Below are 20791 nucleotides of genomic sequence, written 5' to 3' on the forward strand. Positions count from 1 at the left end.
CCACTGTGGGCCCGGGCGACATCCGCAACTAGTCCAAGATCGTGACCTACCTGGTCCAAATTCGTGACTACCGACCCAGGCCTCTGCGATCCTGCCGTCATGCCCGACTACGGAGACTTCTGCGCGGTGCAGCTGGCGGCCGAGGTCGTCGCCGACCGCTGGACCCCGCTCGTGATCCGCGAGCTCGTGCTCGGCAACACCCGGTTCAACGACATCGCGCGAGCGATGCCCGGCATGTCGCGCTCCCTCCTCGTGCAGCGGCTGCGTCACCTGGAGAACAAGGGAGTCATCCAGACCTGGCCGTCGCCGACGGGCCGTGGGAACGAATATCACCTGACCCCCGCCGGCCAGGACCTCCACCGGGTCATCGACGCGCTCGGGCGATGGGCGATCGAATGGCTCTTCGACGAGATTCGTCCCCACGACGTGCCGCCGACGACCCTCATGTGGTGGATGCACCGCCGGGTCGACCGCGACAAGCTCCCGCCGGTCCGAACGGTCGTGGAGTTCCGGCACACGGCGCCGACGCCGCAGACGATCTGGCTCATCCTCGACCGCAGCGACGTCTCGGTCTGCCACCAGCACCCCGGCTTCGAGGTCGACGTGGTCGCGGCCGCCTCGACCGACGACTTCGCCGACGTCTTCCAGGGCTACCGGAAGTGGCACGAGGCGGTCGACGAGGGACGCATCGAGGTGACCGGAGCACCCCGTCTGGTCGCGGCCCTCCCCCGCTGGTTCCTGTGGAGCCCCTGGGCCGAGGTGACCCGCGAGCGCGCCGACCGCGCGGCGCGCACGGGTTCGTGAGGAGCCGCGACGGCCTCTACCGGCCCGAGGAGCTCTACGACGCGACGCCGTACTCCACCTCGAGCGACGCGCGCGCCTATCAGTGGTCCTCGGAGGACCGCTCCCCCGACGCGCTGCTGACCCGTGCCCTCCACGACGAGAGCATCGACCAGGCGCTCGGGCGATGGTGCGACCCGCGGAAGCTCGTCGGGGTGATGGGCGGCCACGCCGCCGAACGCGGCAGTCAGGAGTACGCCGACGCGACCCGCCTGGGACGAACGCTCGGTGCCACGCACACGGTCGCCACCGGCGGCGGCCCCGGCGCGATGGAGGCAGCCAACCTGGGTGCTTCGCTGGCCGAGGCGGACGACGCCGCGGTGGACGAGGCCCTCGGCGTCCTGGCCGAGGTGCCGAGCTTCCGGCCGTCGGTCGACGCCTGGGTCGACGCTGCCTGGCGCGCCCGCGCGCTCTGTCCGACGCCGAGCCCCAACCTCGGCGTGCCGACCTGGTTCTACGGGCACGAGCCGCCCAACGTGTTCGCGACCTCGATCGCGAAGTACTTCAGGAACGCCCAGCGCGAGGCGATCCTGCTGATGATCTGCGACGCCGGCATCGTCTTCCTGCCCGGCGCGGGCGGCACTGTGCAGGAGATCTTCCAAGATGCCTGCGAGAACTACTACGCGACCGGGGACAAGGTCGCGCCGATGGTGCTGGTGGGCAGGCGGTACTGGACCGAGACCCTCCCTGCCTGGCAGCTGCTCACGGCCCTTGCCCGCGGTCGGGCGATGGAGGACCACGTGCACCTCGTCGACACCGTCGACGAGGCCGCGGCGCTCCTCAACCGACCACCGGTCAGCCGACCATCAGCTCCGGACGCTCGGTGATCACGGCGCGGTAGTGGCCGACGAGCTGCTCGTTGATCGATGACCACGACCGCTCCTGCACGCTCCGGACCGCTGCCGCACGCAGCCGCTCACGCATTCCCCGGTCGCTGACGAGCCGGTCGACGGCGGCGGCCATCGCGTCGCCGTCACCCGGCTCGTAGAGCAGCCCGGTGAAGCCGTCGCAGACCACGTCGAGCGGGCCGCCCTGCGCGGGGGCGACCACCGGCACCGCCGACGCCAGGGCCTCCTGCGCCGACTGGCAGAACGTCTCGTGGCGGCCGGTGTGGACGAACACGTCGAGCGAGGCGTAGGCACGGCTCAGGTCCCTGCCGTGCAGCAGGCCGAGGAAGTGCGCGTCCGGGAGCAGCGCGCGCAACCGCTCCTCCTCGGGGCCGGCGCCGACGATGACGAGGCCGAACCGGTTGTCGCTCGAGATGTGCGTGAGGAGCTCCAGCTCCTTCTCAGCGGCGAGCCGACCGACGTACCCGACGAGCAGCTTTCCGGGCGCCAGCGCACGACGCAGCTCCTCGTCGCGGTGGCGCGGGTGGAACGCGTGGAGGTCGACGCCGCGGCCCCACCGCTCGAGGCCGGGGACGCCGAGATCGAGGAGCTGGGTCATGCTCGCGGTCGACGGGGCGAGCGTCCGGTCGACCTGCAGGTGGATCTTGCGCGTCAGCGCCGCCGCCGCGCGCGCTCCGCCCGGGAAGTCGTAGCGATCCGCGAAGCCGACCAGGTCGGTCTGGTAGATCGCGACCGTCGGGATGCCGAGCTCGCCAGCCGCCCGGGCTGCCTGGTAGCCGAGGGTCGCCGGCGAGGCGATGTGGACCACGTCGGGGCGAAAGCGGACCATCGCGGCGCGCAGCCGGCGCTGCGTCTCGAGTCCGATACGGAAGTCCTTGTAGAAGGGCAGGTTGGCGCCGCGGGCACGGGTCACGCGGAATCCGGCGTAGACGTCGGGGCCGGTCGGCGCGATGAGCTCGGCCTCGTGCCCCTCGGCGGCGAGATGCTCGAGCACCCGCCGTACGGAGTTGGTCACGCCGTTGATCTGCGGGAGGAACGACTCGGAGACGATGAGGACCCGGAGCTTCATGGGGCTGACGCTAGGGATCCGAACCAACGCGAAGGCGACCCGACGCGAGGTCCCAGTGACCTCAGGATGAACGTCTGTCACAACCTTGCAGGACGCGTGACCTAAGTCACTCCCGGATCGTTGGAGCCCCGTGAAGCTGTCACGACGCGACCTCATGCGCGCCGGCCTGCTCGGAGGAGGTGTGGCGGCCGCAGCAGTCAACGGCGTCGCCTTGCCCGGCTCCTCTCGCGCCGCCGTCGCCGCCCGCACCACGCTCACGCGGACGCTCCAACCGGGGCCACCCAACGCGCTGGGCTACTCGAAGATCGTCCAGGGCCCCGGCGAGGTACGCCTGGTGCGCACCGACCTCGGCGTCGCCGCTCAGTCCGGCCGCGACACGCGCAGAGTCGGGCTGCAGGCCTTCGTCCAGTTCAGCGACATGCACGTCGTCGACCACCAGTCGCCGGCCCGCGTCGAGTGGCTCGACCGGTTCGAGACGCCGGGGCTGCTGTCGTCGTCCTACCGCCCCCAGGAGATGCTCACCGCCCACGTGGCCGACGCCATGGTCCAGGCGGTCAACGCGCAGAAGAAGGGGCCCGTGACCGGGCTCGACTTCGCGTTCACCATCGAGACCGGCGACAACTCCGACAACTGCCAGTACAACGAGACCCGCTGGTACATCGACATCATGGACGGCGGGTCCGTCCGTCCCGACAGCGGGAAGCTGACGACCTACGAGGGCGTCATGGACAACAACAAGACCTACTACGACACGGACTACTGGCACCCGCACCCCGTCCCGCTCAAGGAGAAGGCGGACAAGTACAAGACCGAGCACGGTTTCCCCACGGTCAACAACCTGCTCAACGCGTGCCGCCGCCCGTTCACCGCTGCGGGACTCGACATCCCCTGGTACAGCGTCTTCGGCAACCACGACGGTCTCGTGCAGGGCAACTTCCCGCACACGCTCCAGCTCAACACCTTGGCGGTGTCGGCGCTGAAGGTGATCTCGCCGCCGGTCGGCCTCAGTGACACCGAGGTGATCGACGCGCTGACCGCAGGCGACGTGCTCGGCCTCGTCGGCGACCTGAGCGTCTCACCGACCGTCCGACTGGTCACGCGCGACAAGAACCGCCACAACCTGACCCGCAAGGAGATCGTGGAGGAGCACTTCGTCACCACGGGCCTGCCGGCGGGTCACGGCTTCACGCAGGCCAACGTCGACGACGGCACCGCCTACTACTACTTCGATGAGGGCACCATCCGTCACGTCGTGATGGACTCCGTCAACCCCAACGGCTACGCGGACGGGTCGCTCGACGGCGAGCAGTTCACCTGGCTGAAGGCGACGATCGAGGCGGCCACCGGCAAGGCGGTCATCGTCTACAGCCACCACACGAGCTCGTCGATGTCCAACCCGCTCATCCTCACCGGAGGCGACCCCCAGCTCCCGCGCGTGCTCGGTGGCGACGTCGTGGACTACCTGCTCACCCAGCAGCACGTCATCGCGTGGGTCAACGGCCACACGCACGTCAACAAGATCACCGCTCACCCCAACGCTGCCGGCACGGGCGGCTTCTGGGAGATCAACACCGCCTCGCACATCGACTACCCGCAGCAGGCGCGGATCATCGAGGTGGTCGACAACGCCGACGGCACCTGGTCGATCATGACCACGGTCCTCGACCACGGCGGACCGCTCGACTTCAACGGCCGGATCGGCAACACCCTGGTCCTCGCGTCGCTCAGCCGCGAGCTGTCGGTCAACGACCCGCAGAACAACCTGGCGGCGTCGACCGGGTCGCCGCTCGACCGCAACACCGAGCTGCTGATCGACAACCCGCTGGCGTAGCCGCTGGTTGAGGTGCGAGCGAAGCGAGCCTCGAAACCGAGGCTCTAGTCGGGGGCGGCGGCCAACTGGCCGCACGCCCCGTCGATCTCCCGACCCCGGGTGTCGCGCACCGTGGTCGGGACGCCCTTGGCCTCGAGACGGCGCACGAACTCGCGCTCGTCGGCCGGGTCGGACGCGGTCCACTTCGACCCCGGCGTGGGGTTGAGCGGGATCAGGTTGACGTGGACCCAGCCCCAGTCGCCGTACGACGTCAGGACGTCGCCGAGCAGGTCGGCCCGCCACGCCTGGTCGTTGATGCCGCGCATCATGGCGTACTCAATCGAGACGCGGCGCTTGGTCTTCTCCGCGTAGGACCAGGCCGCCTCGACGGTCTCGGCCACGGAGAAGCGGGTGTTGATCGGCACCAGCTCGTTGCGCAGCTCGTCGTCGGGCGCGTGCAGGCTGAGCGCCAGCGTCACCGGGATGCCCTCGTCGGCCAGCTGGCGGATGCGGGGCACCAGGCCGACGGTCGAGACCGTGATGCCGCGGGCCGACATGCCGTAGCCGTCAGGGGCGTCGTCGGTGAGCCGGCGGACGGCGCCGATGACGGCCTTGTAGTTGGCGAGGGGCTCACCCATGCCCATGAACACGACGTTGTTGACGCGACCGGTGCCGCCCGGCACCTCGTCGCGCGCCAGCGCCCGCGCCCCCGCGAGCACCTGCTCGACGATCTCCGCGGTCGACATGTTGCGCTGGAGGCCGCCCTGGCCGGTGGCGCAGAACGGGCAGGCCATGCCGCAGCCGGCCTGGCTGGACACGCACATGGTCACGCGCCCCGGGTAGCGCATCAGCACCGACTCGACCAGCGCTCCGTCGAAGAGCCGCCACAGCGTCTTGCGGGTCGTGCCGCGGTCAGCCTCGAGCGTGCGCAGCGGCGTCATCAGGTGCGGCAGCAGCGCGGAGACCAGCTCGTCGCGCTGGGCCGCCGGCAGGTCGGTCATCTGGGCCGGGTCGTCGGCCAGGCGTGCGAAGTAGTGGGTCGACAGCTGCTTGGCCCGGAAGCCCGGAAGCCCCAGCTCGACAAGGCGCGCCTTGCGCTCCTCGGCATCGAGGTCGGCGAGGTGCGGCGGGGGCTTCTTGCGGCCCTTCGGCTCCGCGAGCACGAGCGGCAGTCGGATGGGCTCTTCAGGACTGGTCACTGAGCGGTCACCGATCGCGGTTGATGAGGAACCACAGCACGCCGAGAGCGACGCCGACCACTACGATCGCGGTCGCCACCACCCCGAAGAGCATGTAGCGGCCGAACCTCCGCGTGTGGCGCGGAGCCAGCAGGGCGATCGGCACGACGAGGGTCAGGAGCACGAACGGGAAGAGGTCCTCGGCGCGCTTGTAGCCCACGACGCTCTTGAGGATCGCTCCGTAGGCGCCCGGCACGACGATGATGAAGACCATGCCGGTGAAGAAGCCGGCGAGCGGCACGAAGACCGGGTGGTCACGGTGCCACCAGTCGGGCCGTCGCGAGGTCTTCTCGGAGTCGCCGTCGGCATCGCGGTCGCTGACCACGACGTCGAGCGCCGCGTCGACCTCGACGGGGTCGCTCGCGGCGGGCCCCGGGGTCTCCACTGCCTGCTCCATGTTGCCTTCAAGGGTAGCCGCCCGGGCAGGCATCAGCCTGATCCTGAGCCCATCGCCCACCCATCGGCCACCGCGGAAATGACCGATCGGAGGATCCCCGGCCGCGGCCGTCGACCTACCGTTGCAGTAGTGAGCGGATCTGGATCTATCTCGGGAGGAATCCGCCGTGAGCACGACAGTCGACCCCAGACGCTACGGGAGCTACCTGCTGGCCGTCGGCGGGATCGCACCTGAGCTCGGCAGCATCGAGCTGCTCGAGGCCTACGCCGCCATGCTCCAGGAGCGACGGGCCCTGGCGGGCGTGCGCCTGGTCGTTGCGGGGTGGCGGGCCGACGTCCCCACCGACTACGGGGCGGAGTTCGTCGAGCGAGCCTGGGAGCTCGGGGTCTCCCCCGTCGTCCTGGGCGACGTCAGCGACGCGGACCTTTCGCGGTTGATCGCAGCAGCCGCCGGCTTCGTCCACCTCCCGAGCTCAGCCGACCACTGCGCGGCAGCGCTCGAGGCGCTCGCCTCCGGCGTGCCCGTCGTCGCCCGCGATCTGCCGGGCCTGCGCGCGGTCCTGGCCGATGTGGTGGCCTACGGCGACACGGTGCTGTCGATCGCCGATGCGATGGTCGACGTACTCACTGTTCCGCCGGAGCCGGCCAGCGGGATCGCGCTGGCGGCGGCACGCGCCTCAGCGCACGGCGCCTGACAGTGGGGACTAGAAGACGGCGTAGTGGAGCAGCAGCCAGATCGGGGCGATCGTGGCCAGCAGCGAGTCGAGCCGGTCCATCAGGCCACCGTGGCCCGGGATCACCTGGCTCATGTCCTTGATGCCGAGGTCGCGCTTGATCACCGACTCGCAGAGGTCGCCCAGGGTGGCCATCACGACCGCGATCAGGCCGAGGCACAGCCCGACCCACCAGTCGCCGTCGAGCAGGTAGACGACCAGCGCCCAGCCCGCACCGAGGCACGCGATGAGGGATCCGGCAAACCCCTCCCACGACTTCTTCGGGGAGATCACCGGCGCCATCGGGTGCTTGCCGAACAGCACGCCCGCGATGTAGCCACCGATGTCCGAGGCGATCGTCACGAGGATGAAGGTGAGGATGCCGGCGACGCCGTCGTCGTCGAACCCGCCGCCGGTCCACGTCTCACCGCCCTCGGCCAGCATCAGGGCGACGAACGAGCCCAGGAACGGCAGGTAGACGAGGGTGAAGACCGATGCGGTGGCGTTCTTGACGTAGCCGTCGACGCCGCGGCGCAGCAGCCACAACATGATCGCGAGCGAGGTCACCGCGGTCGCGGTGACCAGCGCCGCCGCACCCGAGGTGTAGGCGACGACGACCATGACGACACCGCCGACCATCAACGGCTGCTCGGGCAGGTCGATGTCCTTGGCGAGCATGCCCTTGCGCAGCTCCCAGACCGCGACGACCACCGCCACGGCGACGATCACCATGAAGGCCGGCTTCCAGAAGTACAGCGAGGTGCCGATCGCGGCCAGCAGTACGACGGCCGAGGCGACCGCGGCCTTGAGGTCGCGGCCGGCGCGGCCGTGGTCCTTCTTCGGGGCTTCCGGCGCAGCGGCGGCCGGCGGGGTGATGTCGGTCATCGACGGTTGTCTCCTTCGAGGCTCAGACCTCGAGGAGCTCGGCTTCCTTGGCCTTGAGGAGGTCGTCGATGGCGTCCGTGTGCTGCTTGGTGATGCCGTCGAGGCGCTTCTCGGCCCCGGCGACGTCGTCCTTGCCGGCCTCGCCGTCCTTCTCGAGGCGCTCGAGGTTCTGCTTGGCCTTCTGGCGGACCTGACGGACAGCGATCTTGCCGCCCTCGGCCTTCTCCTTGGCCAGCTTGATGAACTCCTTGCGGCGCTCCTCGGTCAGCTCGGGGAAGACGCAGCGCAAGACCTTGCCGTCGTTGGCCGGGTTGATGCCGAGGTCGGAGTCACGGATGGCCTTCTCCACGTTGCCCATGGCGCCCACGTCGAAGGGCTGGACCAGGATGATCCGCGCCTCGGGGGCGGTGAACGACGCGAGCTGCTGGATCGGCGTCGGGGAGCCGTAGTAGTCGACCATGATCTTGCTGAACATGCTCGGGTGGGCCCGACCTGCCCGGATGGTCGCGAACTCCTCACGGGTCGCGCCGACCGACTTGTCCATCTTGCCGTCGGCCTCGTTGAGGATGTCGTTGATCATCTAGTGCCCCTTCGTCCTTCGTTGATCGAGCTTGTCGAGATCCGGCGAGGTCAGCCGGCGCTGACGAGCGTGCCGATCTTCTCACCTTGCACGACCCGGAGGATGTTGCCCTCCGGCTCCATGCCGAAGACGACCATCGGCAGCTTGTTCTCGCCACACAGCGCGAACGCGGTCTGGTCCATGATCCGCAGGCCCTGGACGATCGCCTCGTCGTAGGTGACCTCGTCGTACTTGGTCGCCGTCGGGTCGACGTGCGGGTCGGCGCTGTAGACACCGTCGACCCCGCTCTTGGCCACCAGCACGACGTCGCACTTGCTCTCGAGGGCCCGCTGGACTGCCACGGTGTCGGTGGAGAAGTAGGGCATGCCCATGCCGGCGCCGAAGATGACGACCCGCCCCTTCTCCATGTGACGGATCGCGCGGCGCGGGATGTAGGGCTCGGCGACCTGGCCCATCGTGATCGCGCTCTGGACCCGGGTGTCGATGCCGAGCTTCTCGAGGAAGTCCTGGAGCGCCAGGCAGTTCATGACGATGCCGAGCATGCCCATGTAGTCGGCCCGCGCCCGGTCCATGCCGCGCTGCTGCAGCTCGGCACCGCGGAAGAAGTTGCCACCACCGATGACGACCGCGATCTGGGTGCCGGACTCGACCACCGAGGCGATCTCCTTGGCGACGCCCTGGACGACATCGGGGTCGACACCGAGCTTCCCGCCGCCGAAGACCTCACCGGACAGCTTCAGAAGCACGCGCTTGTAACCCGTCACGCAGGCGACCCTACCGGGCAGTCACCTCGTCTGTTCAAACGATCCGCTGGACCCGCTGACGGTGGTTGTTGCTGTTGTCACCGTCGATGTCGGAGTCACGGGTCTTGGAGATGTGGTCGACCTTCTCCTCGCCCCCCTGGACCGGCTGCGCAGCGATGATGGTGTCGCGCTCGAACTGGTGGGACTTGTCGGTGTTGCGGTAGTAGCGCCAGAAGGCCCAGTAGGTCGCTGCGCCGCCCGCCGGCCCCGCGGCCAGCAACCAGACCGGGTTGCTGTCGCTGGACTGGGCCAGTAGCTGGATCAGGTCGATCGTCATGAGGCCGCCACCAAGATCGCGCCGGCGATGCCTTCGAGGAAGGTGCCGACCGTGAATGCTGCGAGGAGCAGCTTGGGCTGCGAGACCGGGATGCTGCCCATGGTCTCGCCGGTCCGGGCGTTGACCGCGATGTAGTGGAGCATCTTGTTGCTCTCCTGCTGGAAGGAGTAGAGCCACACCGGGAGATACATCGACACCCAGCGGGACCCGCCGACGTCGACCTTCTCCTGCTCCCAGCGCACGCCGCGCCCGAACTTGTCGAGCGAGCCGCGCACCTGCGAACGGCCGATCGAGAGCAGCTGGTCCTCGAGGACCGGCTTCATCGCCTCGACGTTGACGTCACGCTTCTCGCTGGTGAAGCCCACCAGGTAGCTGGAGTTCCACTGCACCGCGTTCTTGGTGTCGAACGGCAGGATCGTGTTGATGATGTTGTTGGTCTTGGCGCCGTTGAAGTCGAGTCGTTCTGCGGATCCCTCGACCGTCAGGTCATCGACGGTGAAGCTCACCTGGCGAGCCACCTGATAGACGTCGGCGGCGTAGTAGGTGACGTTGTTGTCGCCGTGCTTCTCGGTCCAACGCCTCGTCTGGACCTCGCCCTTGCCCCAGTAGTGCGACTCGGCCCGGGCGTCGATGACCAGGTAGGGCATGTAGACGCCGAGGACGTTCTCCGGCACGAACTCCTTCTTGAACTGCCGGTGGGCGAAAAGCCGCCGCTTGGAGGCGAACTCGCGGATCTTCTCGATCGCCTCCTCCCTGGTCAGCTTGAACGGGAGTACGGCGTCGGGCACGGCCCCGTTGGGGATCTGCTGGTTGACGTTGAGCGTGTGCCGGCACCAGTGGCACCGGGCATTGAGCGCGTGGGCCGTATCGACCACGACCTCCGCGCCGCACGCCTCGCACTTGAAGGTGAGCATGTCGGCCGCATCGGCTTGGATGTCCTTCGCGCCGCTCGCGATGACCGTGCCCTCGAGCGAGTCGATGCCGTCACCGAGACCGAACTGCTCCTCGACCCGCGCCTCCTGCCACTCGTGGCGGCAGAAGTGGCAGACGAGCTGGCCGGTGGAGCCCCGCAGGCTCACGTCGGTCGAGCCGCACTTCGGGCACTTGTTGAGCCCGTCCTTCAGCGACTCGTTGATCGTCTCGATGCTCGGCCCGGCCTCGGGCTCGGCCTTCGCCGCAGCGAGCTCCTCCTCCAGCGACAGGGGCGGACCGTCGAAGGTCGGCTGCTGCGGGGGCGGCGGCGGGGCGGCGTCAGTGGGCTCCTGCGTCATCTCAGAGACCGAGCGCCTTTGCCTTGGCCGCGTCGTAGTCCTCCTGCGTGATGAGACCTGCGTCGAGCATCGCCTTGGCCTTGGTGAGGACCGCCATCGGGTCCTCCGCAGCAGGGGCTGCCGGTGCCGCAGGTGCGGCCGGGGCCGGAGGAGCCGGCTGGGCGACCGGCTGCTGCAGGCCACCGATGCCCGCGCCACCAGCGGCCATGCCCATCCCGATCAGTCCGCCGGGACCGGCGTTCTCACCAGCCGCCTCGAAACCTGCGGCGACCGAGGCCTGCAGGTTGGAGTTGCCGCGGGCACCGGACAGGGCGTCTGCGCGCTGGACGTTCTTCAGCAGCTCACGGGTGTTGGCGTCGTACTCGATCGAGATGATCGCGGTCTTGAAGATCTCGAGCCCGCGCCCGGTCTTCCACTGGTAGTTCTGCTCGACAGCGGCCGAGAGCGACTGCGCGAAGCCGATGGAGTCCTGCTGGAGCTTGGCGATGCGGTTGCCCTTGGCAGGGTCGTTCGTGTACATCGAGAAGGCTGGCGCCAGCGAGCCGACGACCTCGTTGAAGAGCTGCTCACCGGCGGGGTTGTCCATGTCGGTGAAGTCGAAGACGCCGCGGCCGGAGATGATGTTGGCCGGGACGAAGTTGCGGATGAAGGTCAGCGGGTCGGTGATCTTCAGCGTGTAGGTGCCGCGCGTGATCGCGCCGACCTGGGTGTTGAGGAACGCGTCGTCCCAGTAGATCTCCGACTGGGTGCCGAACTTGTTGTTGGGCAGCTCCTTGAGGCAGACGAAGAGCGCGTTCTGCTGCGTCGAAGGACGGCCGCCGAACTTGAAGCGCTCCCAGCTCTGCTTGATGACGGAGTCGACCAAGCCACCGCCCGTGAAGATCGACTGCGACGCGGGCTCGTCGGACTTCCACTCGTAGGCGCCGGGCTCGGCGGCGAAGCCGGTGAAGCCGCCGTCCTCGAGCAGGACCAGGCCGTAGCCCTCGGGGACGACGAACTTCGACCCGTTGGTGATGACGCCGTCGGATCCCTGGGTGTTGCTCCCGCGGCCGGCGTTGTCGCCCTTCTTGACGGCGGGGAAGATCGCCGCCGTCGGGCTGATGCCGTCGGGAACGGTGAAGAAGTCGACCCACTGGTCAGCGAGAGTGCCGCCGATCGAACCGATAGCGGCCTGGATGAGTCCCACCTGCGTTGCTCCTTCACCTGACGAGAGGCACGCTCGCGAAAGTGCGTCGTGCGCGTCAGAGAAACTATCCGACTGCCGAAGGCCTCAAACCTAAAATGCCGAAGGCCGGCCCCACGGATGTGGGACCGGCCTTCGATCAAGTGGTGCGAGGGGGCGTCAGGTGCCGACCTCGAAGCGCGCGAAGCGGGTCACCGAGGTGCCAGCGGCATCCAGGACCTGCTTGACGGACTTCTTCGACTCGAAGACCGACTCCTGGTCGAGCAGGACGATCTCCTTGAAGAACGCGTTGATGCGACCCTCGACGATCTTGGCGACGGCAGCCTCGGGCTTGCCCTCCTCGAGCGTCTTCTTGGTCAGCACGTCCTTCTCAGCCGCGACGACATCTGCCGGCACCTGGTCGCTGGTGAGGTACTGCGCCTTGAGCGCCGCAGCCTGCTGAGCGGCCTGCTTGGCGGCAGCCTCGTCACCTTCGTACTCAACGAGCACGCCGAGAGCCGGGGGAAGGTCGGTCGCCTTCTTGTGCAGGTAGACCGTGGTCGCACCCTCGAAGTAGGCCACCTCGCCGAGCTCGATCTTCTCGCCGATGGTGCGCGCCAGGTCGTCGACCGTCTCGCCGACGGTCTTGTCGCCCAGCGACACGGCCTTGAGGGCCTCGGCGTCGCCGATCTTGTTGGCGTTGGCCGCGTCGGCGATCGCCTGGGCGGCGTTGACGAACGCCTCGTTCTTCGCGACGAAGTCCGTCTCGGACTTGAGGCTGATCAGGGCGCTGCCCGAAGCAGCGACCAGACCGGCGGACGCGTCGCGCTCAGCGGCACGAGCGTTCATCTTGGCCTCGCCCTTGACGCGAAGCAGCTCGACGGCCTTGTCGAAGTCGCCGTCGGTCTCGTCGAGCGCCTTCTTGCAGTCCATCATCCCGGCCTGGGTCAGCTCACGGAGCTTCTTGACGTCGGCAGCGGTGAATGCCATGGATCCTCCCTCGGATCTACGTGTGGTGGTTAAGGAGTACGGCGGAAGCCGGATCAGGCCTCGGCCGGAGCCTCGGTCTCGGCGGCGACCTCAACGGTCTCCTCGGCAGGAGCCTCGGCGACCGGGGCCTCCTCGACGGGGGCCTCAGCAGCAGGCGCCTCAGCGGCGGGGGCGTCGGCAGCAGGCGCCTCAGCGGCGGGCGCGTCGGCGACGGGCGCCTCGGCAGCGGCCTCGGGCTGCTCGAGCAGCTCGCGCTCCCACTCGGCCAGCGGCTCCTCGGCGCCCGGGGTGGGCTCACCCTCGGACTTGGCGCCGGAGCGGGCGATGAGGCCCTCGGCGACGGCGTCCGCGATCACGCGGGTCAGCAGGCCGACGGCGCGGATGGCGTCGTCGTTGCCCGGGATCGGGAAGTCGACGTCATCCGGGTCGCAGTTGGAGTCGAGGATCGCGATGATCGGGATGCGCAGCTTGCGCGCCTCCTCGACCGCCAGGTGCTCCTTGTTGGTGTCGACGATCCACACCGCAGAGGGGGTGCGGACCATCTCGCGGATGCCACCGAGCGACTTGTTGAGCTTGTCGCGCTCGCGGCGCATCTGCAGCAGCTCCTTCTTGGTGCGGCTGCTGCCCGCGACGTCCTCGAAGTCGACCTCGTCGAGCTCCTTGAGGCGGTTGATCCGCTGGTGGACGGTCTGGAAGTTGGTGAGCATGCCGCCGAGCCAACGCTGGTTGACGTAGGGCATGCCGACGCGGGTCGCCTGCTCGGCGATCGCCTCCTGAGCCTGCTTCTTGGTGCCGACGAACATGATCGTCCCGCCCTTGGCCACGGTCTCCTTGATGAAGGCGTAACTGCGGTCGATGTAGGCCAGCGACTGCTGCAGGTCGATGATGTAGATGCCGTTGCGCTCCGTCATGATGAAGCGCTTCATCTTCGGGTTCCAACGACGGGTCTGGTGTCCGAAGTGGACGCCGCTCTCGAGGAGCTGGCGCATGGTCACGACAGCCATGATGGGTGTCTCCTATGTGTGGTTGTTTTCAGTTCGGTCCTGACGCCGGCGTGCGGTCCGACCCGATCACTCGGGACTGAGGACCTGCACCCACGGGCGGCCGGCGCTCGGAGAGAGAGCCGTCGTGGTCTGCTGGCGTGCGTATTCCGATCCATTCCCTTCGGCGGGCATGCCCGACCGACGGTCCTGGAACCGGTCCGCCCAGACTACTCGCCCCTGCCCCCGCGCCACCAATCGCCGCGGAGGCCGCTGAGCGTCCACAGGAGCGCTACGGGTCCGCGTCATCCACAGGCTCAGCCCGTACGGCGCCCGGTTCGTCCGAGATGCCGGCGAGGGTCCTCGTATGCGACCTGTCTCCCTGCTGCTCCGAGCAGTCCTGCTCCCCGCCCTGATTACCCTCGCGCCGGTCTCCCCCGCTGCTGCCGGGGACGATCCGCTCGGCTCATGGCCGCTGCGGCCGCAGCCGGAGGTGGCGGCGCGGTTCGACCCACCGACGTCCACCTACGGCGCCGGTCACCGCGGCGTCGACCTCCTCGGCCACGCCAGCGAGCAGGTGCTGGCAGCACTCCCGGGCCGGGTGACCTTCGCGGGCACCCTCGCGGGGCTGGGGGTGGTCGTCGTGAGCCACGGAGACACCCGTACGACGTACCAACCGGTGGCCGCTCGCGTGTCGGTCGGCGACGTGGTCGCGGAAGGAGCGGTCATCGGGGCGTTGCAGCCGACCGGTTCCCATTGCGCGCCCCGGGTCTGCCTGCACTGGGGCTGGCTGAGGGACCAGACCTACCTCGACCCGCTCCTCCTGGTCGATGCCGGGCCGGTCCGGCTGCTTCCGCTTTGGCGCGACCTTCCGGCGGCCCCACCACCCACCGGGTCGTGGATGCCTGCGCCGCTCCCCTACGCCCGATGGCGACCCGTCGGGTGGCCGGCGTGACGATCAGGCCCGCGGGTGGGCCTGGCGGTAGGCCGAGCGAAGCCGGTCGGTCGTCACGTGGGTGTAGCGCTGCGTCGTCGCCAGCGATGCGTGACCCAACAGCTCCTGCACCGACCTCAGGTCAGCGCCCCCTTCGAGGAGATGGGTGGCCGCGGTGTGGCGAAGACCGTGCGGCCCGAGATCGGGCGCCCCCGGCACGTCGGCGATGCGCTGGTGCACCAGGGTGCGGACCGCACGCTGGTCGATGCGGCCGCCGCGGGCGCCGAGGAACAGCGCGGGCCCGGAGCCGGCACGCGCCAAGGGGGCGCGCCCCCGCACGAGCCAGGTGTCGAGCGCCTGCGCGGCCGGCTGGCCGAACGGGACCGTGCGTTCCTTGCGTCCCTTGCCGAAGACCCTCACCACGTTGCGGTCACGGTCGAGGTCGTCGATGTCGAGCCCGCACAGCTCGCCGACGCGCATGCCGGTCGCGTAGAGCAGCTCGAGCATCGCCACGTCGCGCAGGCCGACCGGACTGCCGTCGTCGGCCAAGGCGGTCGCCGTCGCGATCAGCTCGCGTGCCTCGTCGACCCGCAGCACGCTCGGCAGGGTCTGGTGCGGCTTCGGTGAGCCCAACGACGAGCCGACGTCGCTCGGGACCCGTCCGGTGCGCGCCAGCCACGCGGTGAAGACGCGGGCCGCGGTGGCCCGGCGGGCGAGCGTGGTCCGCGAGCGGCCCATGGTCTGCTGCTTAGCGAGCCAGCTGCGCAGGGTCCGCAGGTCCAGCTCGGCAACCTCGGTGAAGCCGAGCCGGTGGGCGTGGTCGAGGAGCGCGGCGATGTCCTTCGAGTAGGCCGTCACCGTGAGCGGCGCGAGGTTGCGCTCGGAGGTGAGGTGACGCTCGTAGTCGCCGAGCACGCGCGCCATCGCCTCGGGAAGACCGTCCTCCGGGACATCGGGTTCGGCGGACACGTCCTGAGTCTAAGAAGCGCTACGTGTATCGCGGCGGTGCCGCGCGGGGTTCATTATGCTGGCCCACGTTCGACAGACGGCACTACCTCGGGACGAGCCGGAAGGCAGCAGGCCACGATCCAGGGGGTAGATGGTGGGAACAACAAGACGCGCACTCGTTGCGCTCAGCGCCGTCGCGGGCATGGTGGCCTCCTTCGGTCCAGCCGTCTCACCGGCGAGGGCGTCGGCCGATCAGTCAACCGAGACTGCCGGTGCCGACGACCGAGCCCCCGCGTTTCGCGACTACTCCGGGCTTATCAGGATGAGAGGAGCGTCGTCGTTCACGTGGATCTCCGAGAGCGACGGCCACGGTCAGTCAGACGAGGTCGATGCGACCTGGCAGTTCTTCGTCGGCCCCGACGGACATGGCACGACGGACGAAGTCACCGGCGAGGTCGACTTCTACTCATGGGCCAGCGGCAGCCCCTGTACGGGGTTACGGCAGACGGCTGACAGGTCGTCGCGGACCTACATCAGCCCTGTCGACCTCGAGGCTCGGCGCATAGGCACCGGCGGCCTTGGCCAGCCGGCCATCCAGGAGAACGATCCTCGCTGCGATCCCATCTTCGGGACAGGTCCGATTCCCGACTTCCAGGCCGGAGCGGTCGGAGGGGCGGCTTACTTCGACAGCGTCGCGACGGAGCGGTCAGAGGAGTACTTCGACGCGGACACATCGCGTTTCGACTACCAGATCGAAGCCACCCTGGACGAGCTCTGTCAGGAGCTGTTCGACGGCTGCGACTTCCAGGAGCCGAACTACTCCGAGACCCGCACGGGTGGCTACGAGCTTCGTGTGCGGTTGACCAACGAGTGCGATTACGACGCAGACGGCATCCCGGATACGGTCGATGCGACGCCGACGATCGTGACGCCGCTGGACGACCAGGCGCGCGTCACACCGGGTCCGAACCTCGCTGACGATGGGACGGGATGTTCCTCGCTCGATCAGTTGTGCGCCACCGCTGACTACACCACTTTGGACACGTTCGAGGTCGGCCCGCCCGATGTCGATCCGCCGTCGTATGAGTTCAGCCTCGATACGACCTGGTGCAAGAACTCGACAGGTGACGTCCTCGTGCTGGACTCGGTCGCCGCTGGTGTCACTCCGGCGACGACCCTCGCTGCCGAGTTCCTCGCGCAGGCGATTCGCTTCTTCCTCACGCCACACGAACGCTGGACCGAGCCCGATGTGAAGGTCGAGGGCGACACTGTCACGGCTCGCGCGTCGGTCCAGATGTGCATGGGAATTCCCATCATCGGCAAGATCAAGTACGTCACGAAGGTCCCTCGAGGTTTCAGGATCGTCGCTGGGCTACTGCGCAAGATCGACGGGAAGAAGCTCGAGAAAATCGTCCGCCCCATGGCGAAGGCGATCGATTCGGCGGCAGACGCGATCGCCTTCGCGATCAAGCACGGAGGGCGCCTCGCGAAGCGCGCGGCGAGGGCCGCCATTTCAGGCATCCACAAGCTGATCGCAGCCTTACCCCAGGGCCCACAGAAGGACGTGACTCTGGCGATCGTTGGCGTCCTCGCTCAGTGGCAGACGAGCAGCGACTGGTCGCGGGGTCATGTGAAGGGATGGACGCTCAACGACGGCGCACTTCTCATCCCGGGCAACGACCCGCTGGAGCGCCTGCTCTCCGATGAGCTCGTGTGTTTCGACGACTGGAAACCGAAGATCAAGCAGACCTTCACGACAGATTTGCTTCATGGCGAGTTCGTCGACGCCAAGGACGACAATCGATGGCTGGTGGCGCGCCGGCAGTGGTGACGCCTCCCGGCGGCGCGGTGGTCAAACCATTGCGGAAGTCTCGGGGCGCACGACCCAGGATCCGCCCGCCTGGGTCACCAGACCAGCGTCCTCGAGCCGCCCCAGTGCCTTGCGGACCTCGATGATCCCGAGCCCCGCGACGGTGGCGATCGAGACCGCGGTGGCGCCGCAGGTGACCGGGACCGCGTCGAGGACCTGACGCTGCTTGACCGACATCCGGTCGCGCCGAGTCGACGGCCCTCGCGGTTCGGAGACCAGGTGCTGACCCGAGCCGCCGACCAGCTCGAGCACATCGGCGCCACCTGTCACCAGCGTTGCCGCGCCGACCCGGATGAGGTGATGGGCGCCCTCCGAACTGCCGCTGCTGACGGGCCCTGGCACCGCCATGACGACCCGGTTGAGGCGCTGCGCCCAGTTGGCGGTGTTGAGCGCCCCGCTGCGTGCGGCCGCCTCCACGATCACCGAGCCCTTGGCGAGTGCGGCAATAAGGCGGTTGCGTGCCAGGAAGCGCACCCGCTGGGCCGCAGCACCGGGCGGCGCTTCCGACACGATCGCGTGCTCGGCGGCGAGGTGTTCGAGCATCCGCCGGTGAGCGGGCGGGTAGATCCGGTCGGCGCCGCAGGCGAGGACTGCCACGGTGTGCCCTTGCATGCTCACCGCGCCTCGGTGCGCGGCGTAGTCGATGCCGAACGCCGCGCCGGAGATGACCGGGTGACCCGCTGCCGCGACCTGACCGGCGATGCCGGCCGCGATCTCCTCACCGTAGGAGCTCGAGGTCCGCGAACCGACGATCGACACCGAGTCGGTCAGGGTGTCGAGGAGCAGCGGCCCACGGACCCACAGCCCGATCGGGACGCCACCGCGCTCGTTAAGCGGGTCGCTCCCATGGAGCGCGGTGAGCTGCTCGGGCCATTCGGCGTCACCCGGGATCACGAACCGCATCCCTGCCGCCGCCGCGCGAGCCAGGGTGGCGTCACCATCGACCGTCGACAGGCGGGCTGCAGCAGCGCTGAGCAGGTCGTGGCGGTCGGGATCGCTGTGCAGCGCCTCGAGGAGGGCGCGTCCGCCCAGCTCGTGCGCAAGTGTGGTGAAGCCCCAGTCACCGGGCTCGCTGACGAGGCTCAGGATCACCCGAGCACGCCGTTCCTCGTCGAGGCTCATCCGGCGCGATCCTCCGCGTGGGCCACCTGGAGGTTGATCGGTGCGGCCATGCGCAGCGCCAGGGCGAGGTCGACCTGGTCGGCGCCCGGAGCGACGTCGCGTCCCAGCCGCACGGAGGCGAGATCAGCCACCGTCCACGCCAGCCGGGCGACCCGCACCGCCCCACGAGCGCTCAACCGGCCTTCGAAGCACTGCTGGTCGATGAGGCGTTGCGCCTGCGTCCCGAGCGGCCAGGTGTCCTTCAGCCGCGGGCTCGGGACCTGGCTGTTGAGGCGCCAGCTGCGGTCGACGAAGCGACGCGCCTGCCGATCACGAGCCGCCGCCACCCGCGCGCGGACCTCGGCCGAGGTCTCAGTGGCGACCCAGGGGTCGCGCTGGGCGCGGCCCGCGGCGACCACGCGCCGGGTGATGTCGATCCGATCGACGATCGGACCGGAGATCCGCGACTGGTAGGCCCGTCTCACGGGATCCAGGCACTTGCATCGATCCTCACCCGCCTTCGCTGCGTAGTTGCCACAGGGACACGGGTTCGAAGCGAGCACGAGGAGGCAGCGCGCCGGCATCGTGACCGACTCCTCCCGGCGCGCCACGGTGATCTCGCCGCTCTCGAGCGGCTGACGGAGGGCCTCGATCACGTCCGTGCGGAAGAGCGGGAACTCGTCCAAGAACAGCACACCGCAGTGGGCCCGGCTGATCTCGCCCGGCCGGACCCGCCCCTGTCCCCCGCCGACGATGCTGGCCTTGCTGGCGTCGTGGTGCGGCGCCGAGTACGGCGGCCGGACGATGATCCCCGTGGCCGGGTCGAGCGTCCCGGCGAGTGAGTGGATCGCCGTCAGCTCCAGTGCCTCGGGTGGCGTCAGGTCCGGCATGATCGTCGGGATCCGCTCGGCGATGGTGGTCTTGCCCGCACCTTTCGGGCCGGTCAGCAGGATCGGGTGACCACCGGCAGCCGCGACCTCGACCGCGTATTTCACGTCGGCGAGACCATCCAGGTCGGCCAGGTCGATCTCGTCGAGGCGCTCGTCCCCCCGCCAGGTGAGGAGCTGCGCGCCCGAGGTCGCCGCGACCGGCGGCGCTTCCGGGATGTCCTCGTGGCGCAGCATCGCCACGACCTGAGCCAGCGACCGGACACCGAAGACCTCCATCTGCGGCACGAGCTGGGCTTCGGCGACCTGCGGTTCGGGGACGTAGACCCGCCGCAGACCGCGCTCCGCCGCAGCCAGCACCATCGGCAGCACTCCCATCGCGGGGCGCAACCCACCGGCGAGGGTGAGCTCGCCGACGAAGGCCGCACCGACGATGTCCCGCTCGGCCACGACCTCGACCGCGGCCAGCAGGGCGACTGCGATAGCGAGGTCGAAGTGGGTGCCGACCTTGGGAAGGTCGGCCGGCGAGAGCAGGATCGTCGTGCGCTTGGTCGCGGGCCAGTGGAGCCCGCTGTTGAGGACCGCCATGCGCACGCGGTCCTGGCCCTCCCGCAGCGCGGCGTCACCTCGACCGACCATCGTGACGCCGACCTGTCCCGGCGAGACGTCGACCTGGACGTCGATCAGATGGCCCAGCGCGCCGTTGAGGGCGATGGTGTGAGCCGTTGCGAAGGCCATCAGCAGAGCCCCGCCACGTGATCGACGATCGCTGGGCCCCGGCGCGGCCGCAGCACCGCCACCAGGTCGACCCGGGTGTCGCTCGGCCGCAAGCCCCGCTCGACCGCCCACCGTTCGGCCAGGCGCTTGAGACGGTCGAGCTTGGCATCGGTGATGGCCTCGTGGGGCGTGCCGGCCTGGTAGCTCGACCGGGTCTTGACCTCGCAGACGACCAACGTCTGGCCGTCTCGCAGGACCAGGTCGATCTCGCCCTCGTCGCAACGCCAGTTGCGCTCGAGCAGCACCAGGCCCTGCTCCACCAGGTGGCGCGCGGCCACGTCCTCGCCGTAGGCACCGAGCGCCTGACGCGCTGCGGCCGTCGTCGTCTCTGTCATGCCCGCCAGCGTCGTGGGCGGCCTCGACAACGCCCAGCGACCCGGGCCAGCGCTGTGGAGTGACGCCGACCCGGGCC

General features: G+C 69.1%; 21 protein-coding genes. 6 read left to right on the forward strand and 15 right to left on the reverse strand.

The features are described from left to right. Positions 1 to 99 precede the first annotated feature (99 nt). Entirely contained in the window at positions 100 to 804 is a 705-nt protein-coding gene (locus tag F0U44_RS08110) for a winged helix-turn-helix transcriptional regulator (RefSeq protein ID WP_149727812.1), read from the forward strand. After that, positions 801 to 1667, forward strand: a complete 867-nt coding sequence (locus F0U44_RS08115) for an LOG family protein (protein WP_223163624.1) — start codon at positions 801 to 803, stop codon at positions 1665 to 1667. The genes F0U44_RS08110 and F0U44_RS08115 overlap by 4 nt, the downstream gene beginning before the upstream one ends. On the opposite strand, the gene F0U44_RS08120 is transcribed toward F0U44_RS08115, so the two are convergent. Further along, on the reverse strand, positions 1636 to 2757 hold the full coding sequence (locus F0U44_RS08120; RefSeq protein WP_149727814.1) for a glycosyltransferase family 4 protein: 1122 nt from the start codon (positions 2755 to 2757) through the stop codon (positions 1636 to 1638). The two genes, F0U44_RS08115 and F0U44_RS08120, sit on opposite strands and share 32 nt — an antisense overlap. Positions 2758 to 2887: 130 nt before the next feature. Here F0U44_RS08120 and F0U44_RS08125 point away from each other — a divergent pair, with 130 nt between their 5' ends. Next, positions 2888 to 4588: a TIGR03767 family metallophosphoesterase gene (locus F0U44_RS08125; protein ID WP_223163625.1), complete on the forward strand. Its 1701-nt coding sequence runs from the start codon at positions 2888 to 2890 to the stop codon at positions 4586 to 4588. Between the two features lie 44 nt (positions 4589 to 4632). Here F0U44_RS08125 and rlmN read toward each other — a convergent pair whose 3' ends face one another. Together rlmN and F0U44_RS08135 are read right to left on the reverse strand one after the other, a co-directional pair. Continuing rightward, positions 4633 to 5766, reverse strand: a complete 1134-nt coding sequence (gene rlmN / locus F0U44_RS08130) for a dual-specificity RNA methyltransferase RlmN (RefSeq protein WP_149727815.1) — start codon at positions 5764 to 5766, stop codon at positions 4633 to 4635. A 7-nt stretch (positions 5767 to 5773) separates the two neighbouring features. Beyond that, positions 5774 to 6202 (reverse strand): hypothetical protein, encoded by a 429-nt coding sequence (locus F0U44_RS08135; RefSeq protein WP_246160384.1) that lies wholly within the window; start codon positions 6200 to 6202, stop codon positions 5774 to 5776. A gap of 166 nt (positions 6203 to 6368) precedes the next feature. Here F0U44_RS08135 and F0U44_RS08140 point away from each other — a divergent pair, with 166 nt between their 5' ends. Then, on the forward strand, positions 6369 to 6896 hold the full coding sequence (locus F0U44_RS08140) for a glycosyltransferase (RefSeq protein WP_188113391.1): 528 nt from the start codon (positions 6369 to 6371) through the stop codon (positions 6894 to 6896). 9 nt (positions 6897 to 6905) lie between these two features. Here the strand turns inward: F0U44_RS08140 and F0U44_RS08145 are convergent, their stop codons facing one another. From F0U44_RS08145 to rpsB, 8 genes are all read right to left on the reverse strand, one after another. After that, a complete protein-coding gene (locus F0U44_RS08145) occupies positions 6906 to 7799 on the reverse strand; it encodes a phosphatidate cytidylyltransferase (protein ID WP_149727817.1) in 894 nt (297 codons plus the stop codon). 22 nt (positions 7800 to 7821) lie between these two features. After that, positions 7822 to 8376 carry a ribosome recycling factor gene (gene frr, locus F0U44_RS08150; RefSeq protein ID WP_246160470.1) on the reverse strand — a complete coding sequence of 185 codons (555 nt, stop codon included), beginning with the start codon at positions 8374 to 8376 and terminating at the stop codon, positions 7822 to 7824. Between the two features lie 53 nt (positions 8377 to 8429). Continuing rightward, complete coding sequence (gene pyrH / locus F0U44_RS08155; RefSeq protein WP_149727819.1) at positions 8430 to 9143, reverse strand: UMP kinase; 714 nt, start codon at positions 9141 to 9143, stop codon at positions 8430 to 8432. A gap of 34 nt (positions 9144 to 9177) precedes the next feature. Further along, positions 9178 to 9459: a hypothetical protein gene (locus tag F0U44_RS08160; RefSeq protein WP_149727820.1), complete on the reverse strand. Its 282-nt coding sequence runs from the start codon at positions 9457 to 9459 to the stop codon at positions 9178 to 9180. Next, on the reverse strand, positions 9456 to 10730 hold the full coding sequence (locus F0U44_RS08165) for a TFIIB-type zinc ribbon-containing protein (RefSeq protein WP_149727821.1): 1275 nt from the start codon (positions 10728 to 10730) through the stop codon (positions 9456 to 9458). The genes F0U44_RS08160 and F0U44_RS08165 overlap by 4 nt, the downstream gene beginning before the upstream one ends. Before the next feature lies 1 nt (position 10731). Continuing rightward, positions 10732 to 11916, reverse strand: coding sequence for an SHOCT domain-containing protein (locus tag F0U44_RS08170; RefSeq protein WP_149727822.1), 1185 nt, complete (start codon positions 11914 to 11916; stop codon positions 10732 to 10734). A 156-nt stretch (positions 11917 to 12072) separates the two neighbouring features. Next, positions 12073 to 12882, reverse strand: a complete 810-nt coding sequence (gene tsf / locus F0U44_RS08175) for a translation elongation factor Ts (RefSeq protein WP_149727823.1) — start codon at positions 12880 to 12882, stop codon at positions 12073 to 12075. Positions 12883 to 12935: 53 nt separating this feature from the next. Further along, positions 12936 to 13886: a 30S ribosomal protein S2 gene (rpsB, locus tag F0U44_RS08180; RefSeq protein WP_149727824.1), complete on the reverse strand. Its 951-nt coding sequence runs from the start codon at positions 13884 to 13886 to the stop codon at positions 12936 to 12938. 343 nt (positions 13887 to 14229) lie between these two features. Between rpsB and F0U44_RS08185 the strand changes: the two genes are divergently transcribed. After that, on the forward strand, positions 14230 to 14817 hold the full coding sequence (locus tag F0U44_RS08185) for a M23 family metallopeptidase (RefSeq protein WP_149727825.1): 588 nt from the start codon (positions 14230 to 14232) through the stop codon (positions 14815 to 14817). A 3-nt stretch (positions 14818 to 14820) separates the two neighbouring features. On the opposite strand, the gene F0U44_RS08190 is transcribed toward F0U44_RS08185, so the two are convergent. Continuing rightward, on the reverse strand, positions 14821 to 15720 hold the full coding sequence (locus F0U44_RS08190) for a tyrosine recombinase XerC (RefSeq protein WP_149728966.1): 900 nt from the start codon (positions 15718 to 15720) through the stop codon (positions 14821 to 14823). 346 nt (positions 15721 to 16066) lie between these two features. Here F0U44_RS08190 and F0U44_RS08195 point away from each other — a divergent pair, with 346 nt between their 5' ends. After that, positions 16067 to 17575 (forward strand): hypothetical protein, encoded by a 1509-nt coding sequence (locus F0U44_RS08195; RefSeq protein ID WP_149727826.1) that lies wholly within the window; start codon positions 16067 to 16069, stop codon positions 17573 to 17575. Positions 17576 to 17596: 21 nt separating this feature from the next. On the opposite strand, the gene dprA is transcribed toward F0U44_RS08195, so the two are convergent. Genes dprA through F0U44_RS08210 form a run of 3 tightly spaced genes read right to left on the reverse strand, consistent with a single transcriptional unit; the run spans position 17597 to position 20714 of the window. Next, positions 17597 to 18736: a DNA-processing protein DprA gene (gene dprA, locus F0U44_RS08200; protein ID WP_149727827.1), complete on the reverse strand. Its 1140-nt coding sequence runs from the start codon at positions 18734 to 18736 to the stop codon at positions 17597 to 17599. Next, positions 18733 to 20340 carry a YifB family Mg chelatase-like AAA ATPase gene (locus F0U44_RS08205; RefSeq protein ID WP_149727828.1) on the reverse strand — a complete coding sequence of 536 codons (1608 nt, stop codon included), beginning with the start codon at positions 20338 to 20340 and terminating at the stop codon, positions 18733 to 18735. Before F0U44_RS08205 ends, dprA begins: the two co-directional genes overlap by 4 nt. Further along, positions 20340 to 20714: a YraN family protein gene (locus F0U44_RS08210; RefSeq protein ID WP_149727829.1), complete on the reverse strand. Its 375-nt coding sequence runs from the start codon at positions 20712 to 20714 to the stop codon at positions 20340 to 20342. Before F0U44_RS08210 ends, F0U44_RS08205 begins: the two co-directional genes overlap by 1 nt. Positions 20715 to 20791: the final 77 nt, after the last annotated feature.

The sequence above is a fragment of the Nocardioides humilatus genome (assembly GCF_008373755.1).
In the GTDB taxonomy this organism is placed as follows: Bacteria; Actinomycetota; Actinomycetes; order Propionibacteriales; family Nocardioidaceae; genus Nocardioides; species Nocardioides humilatus.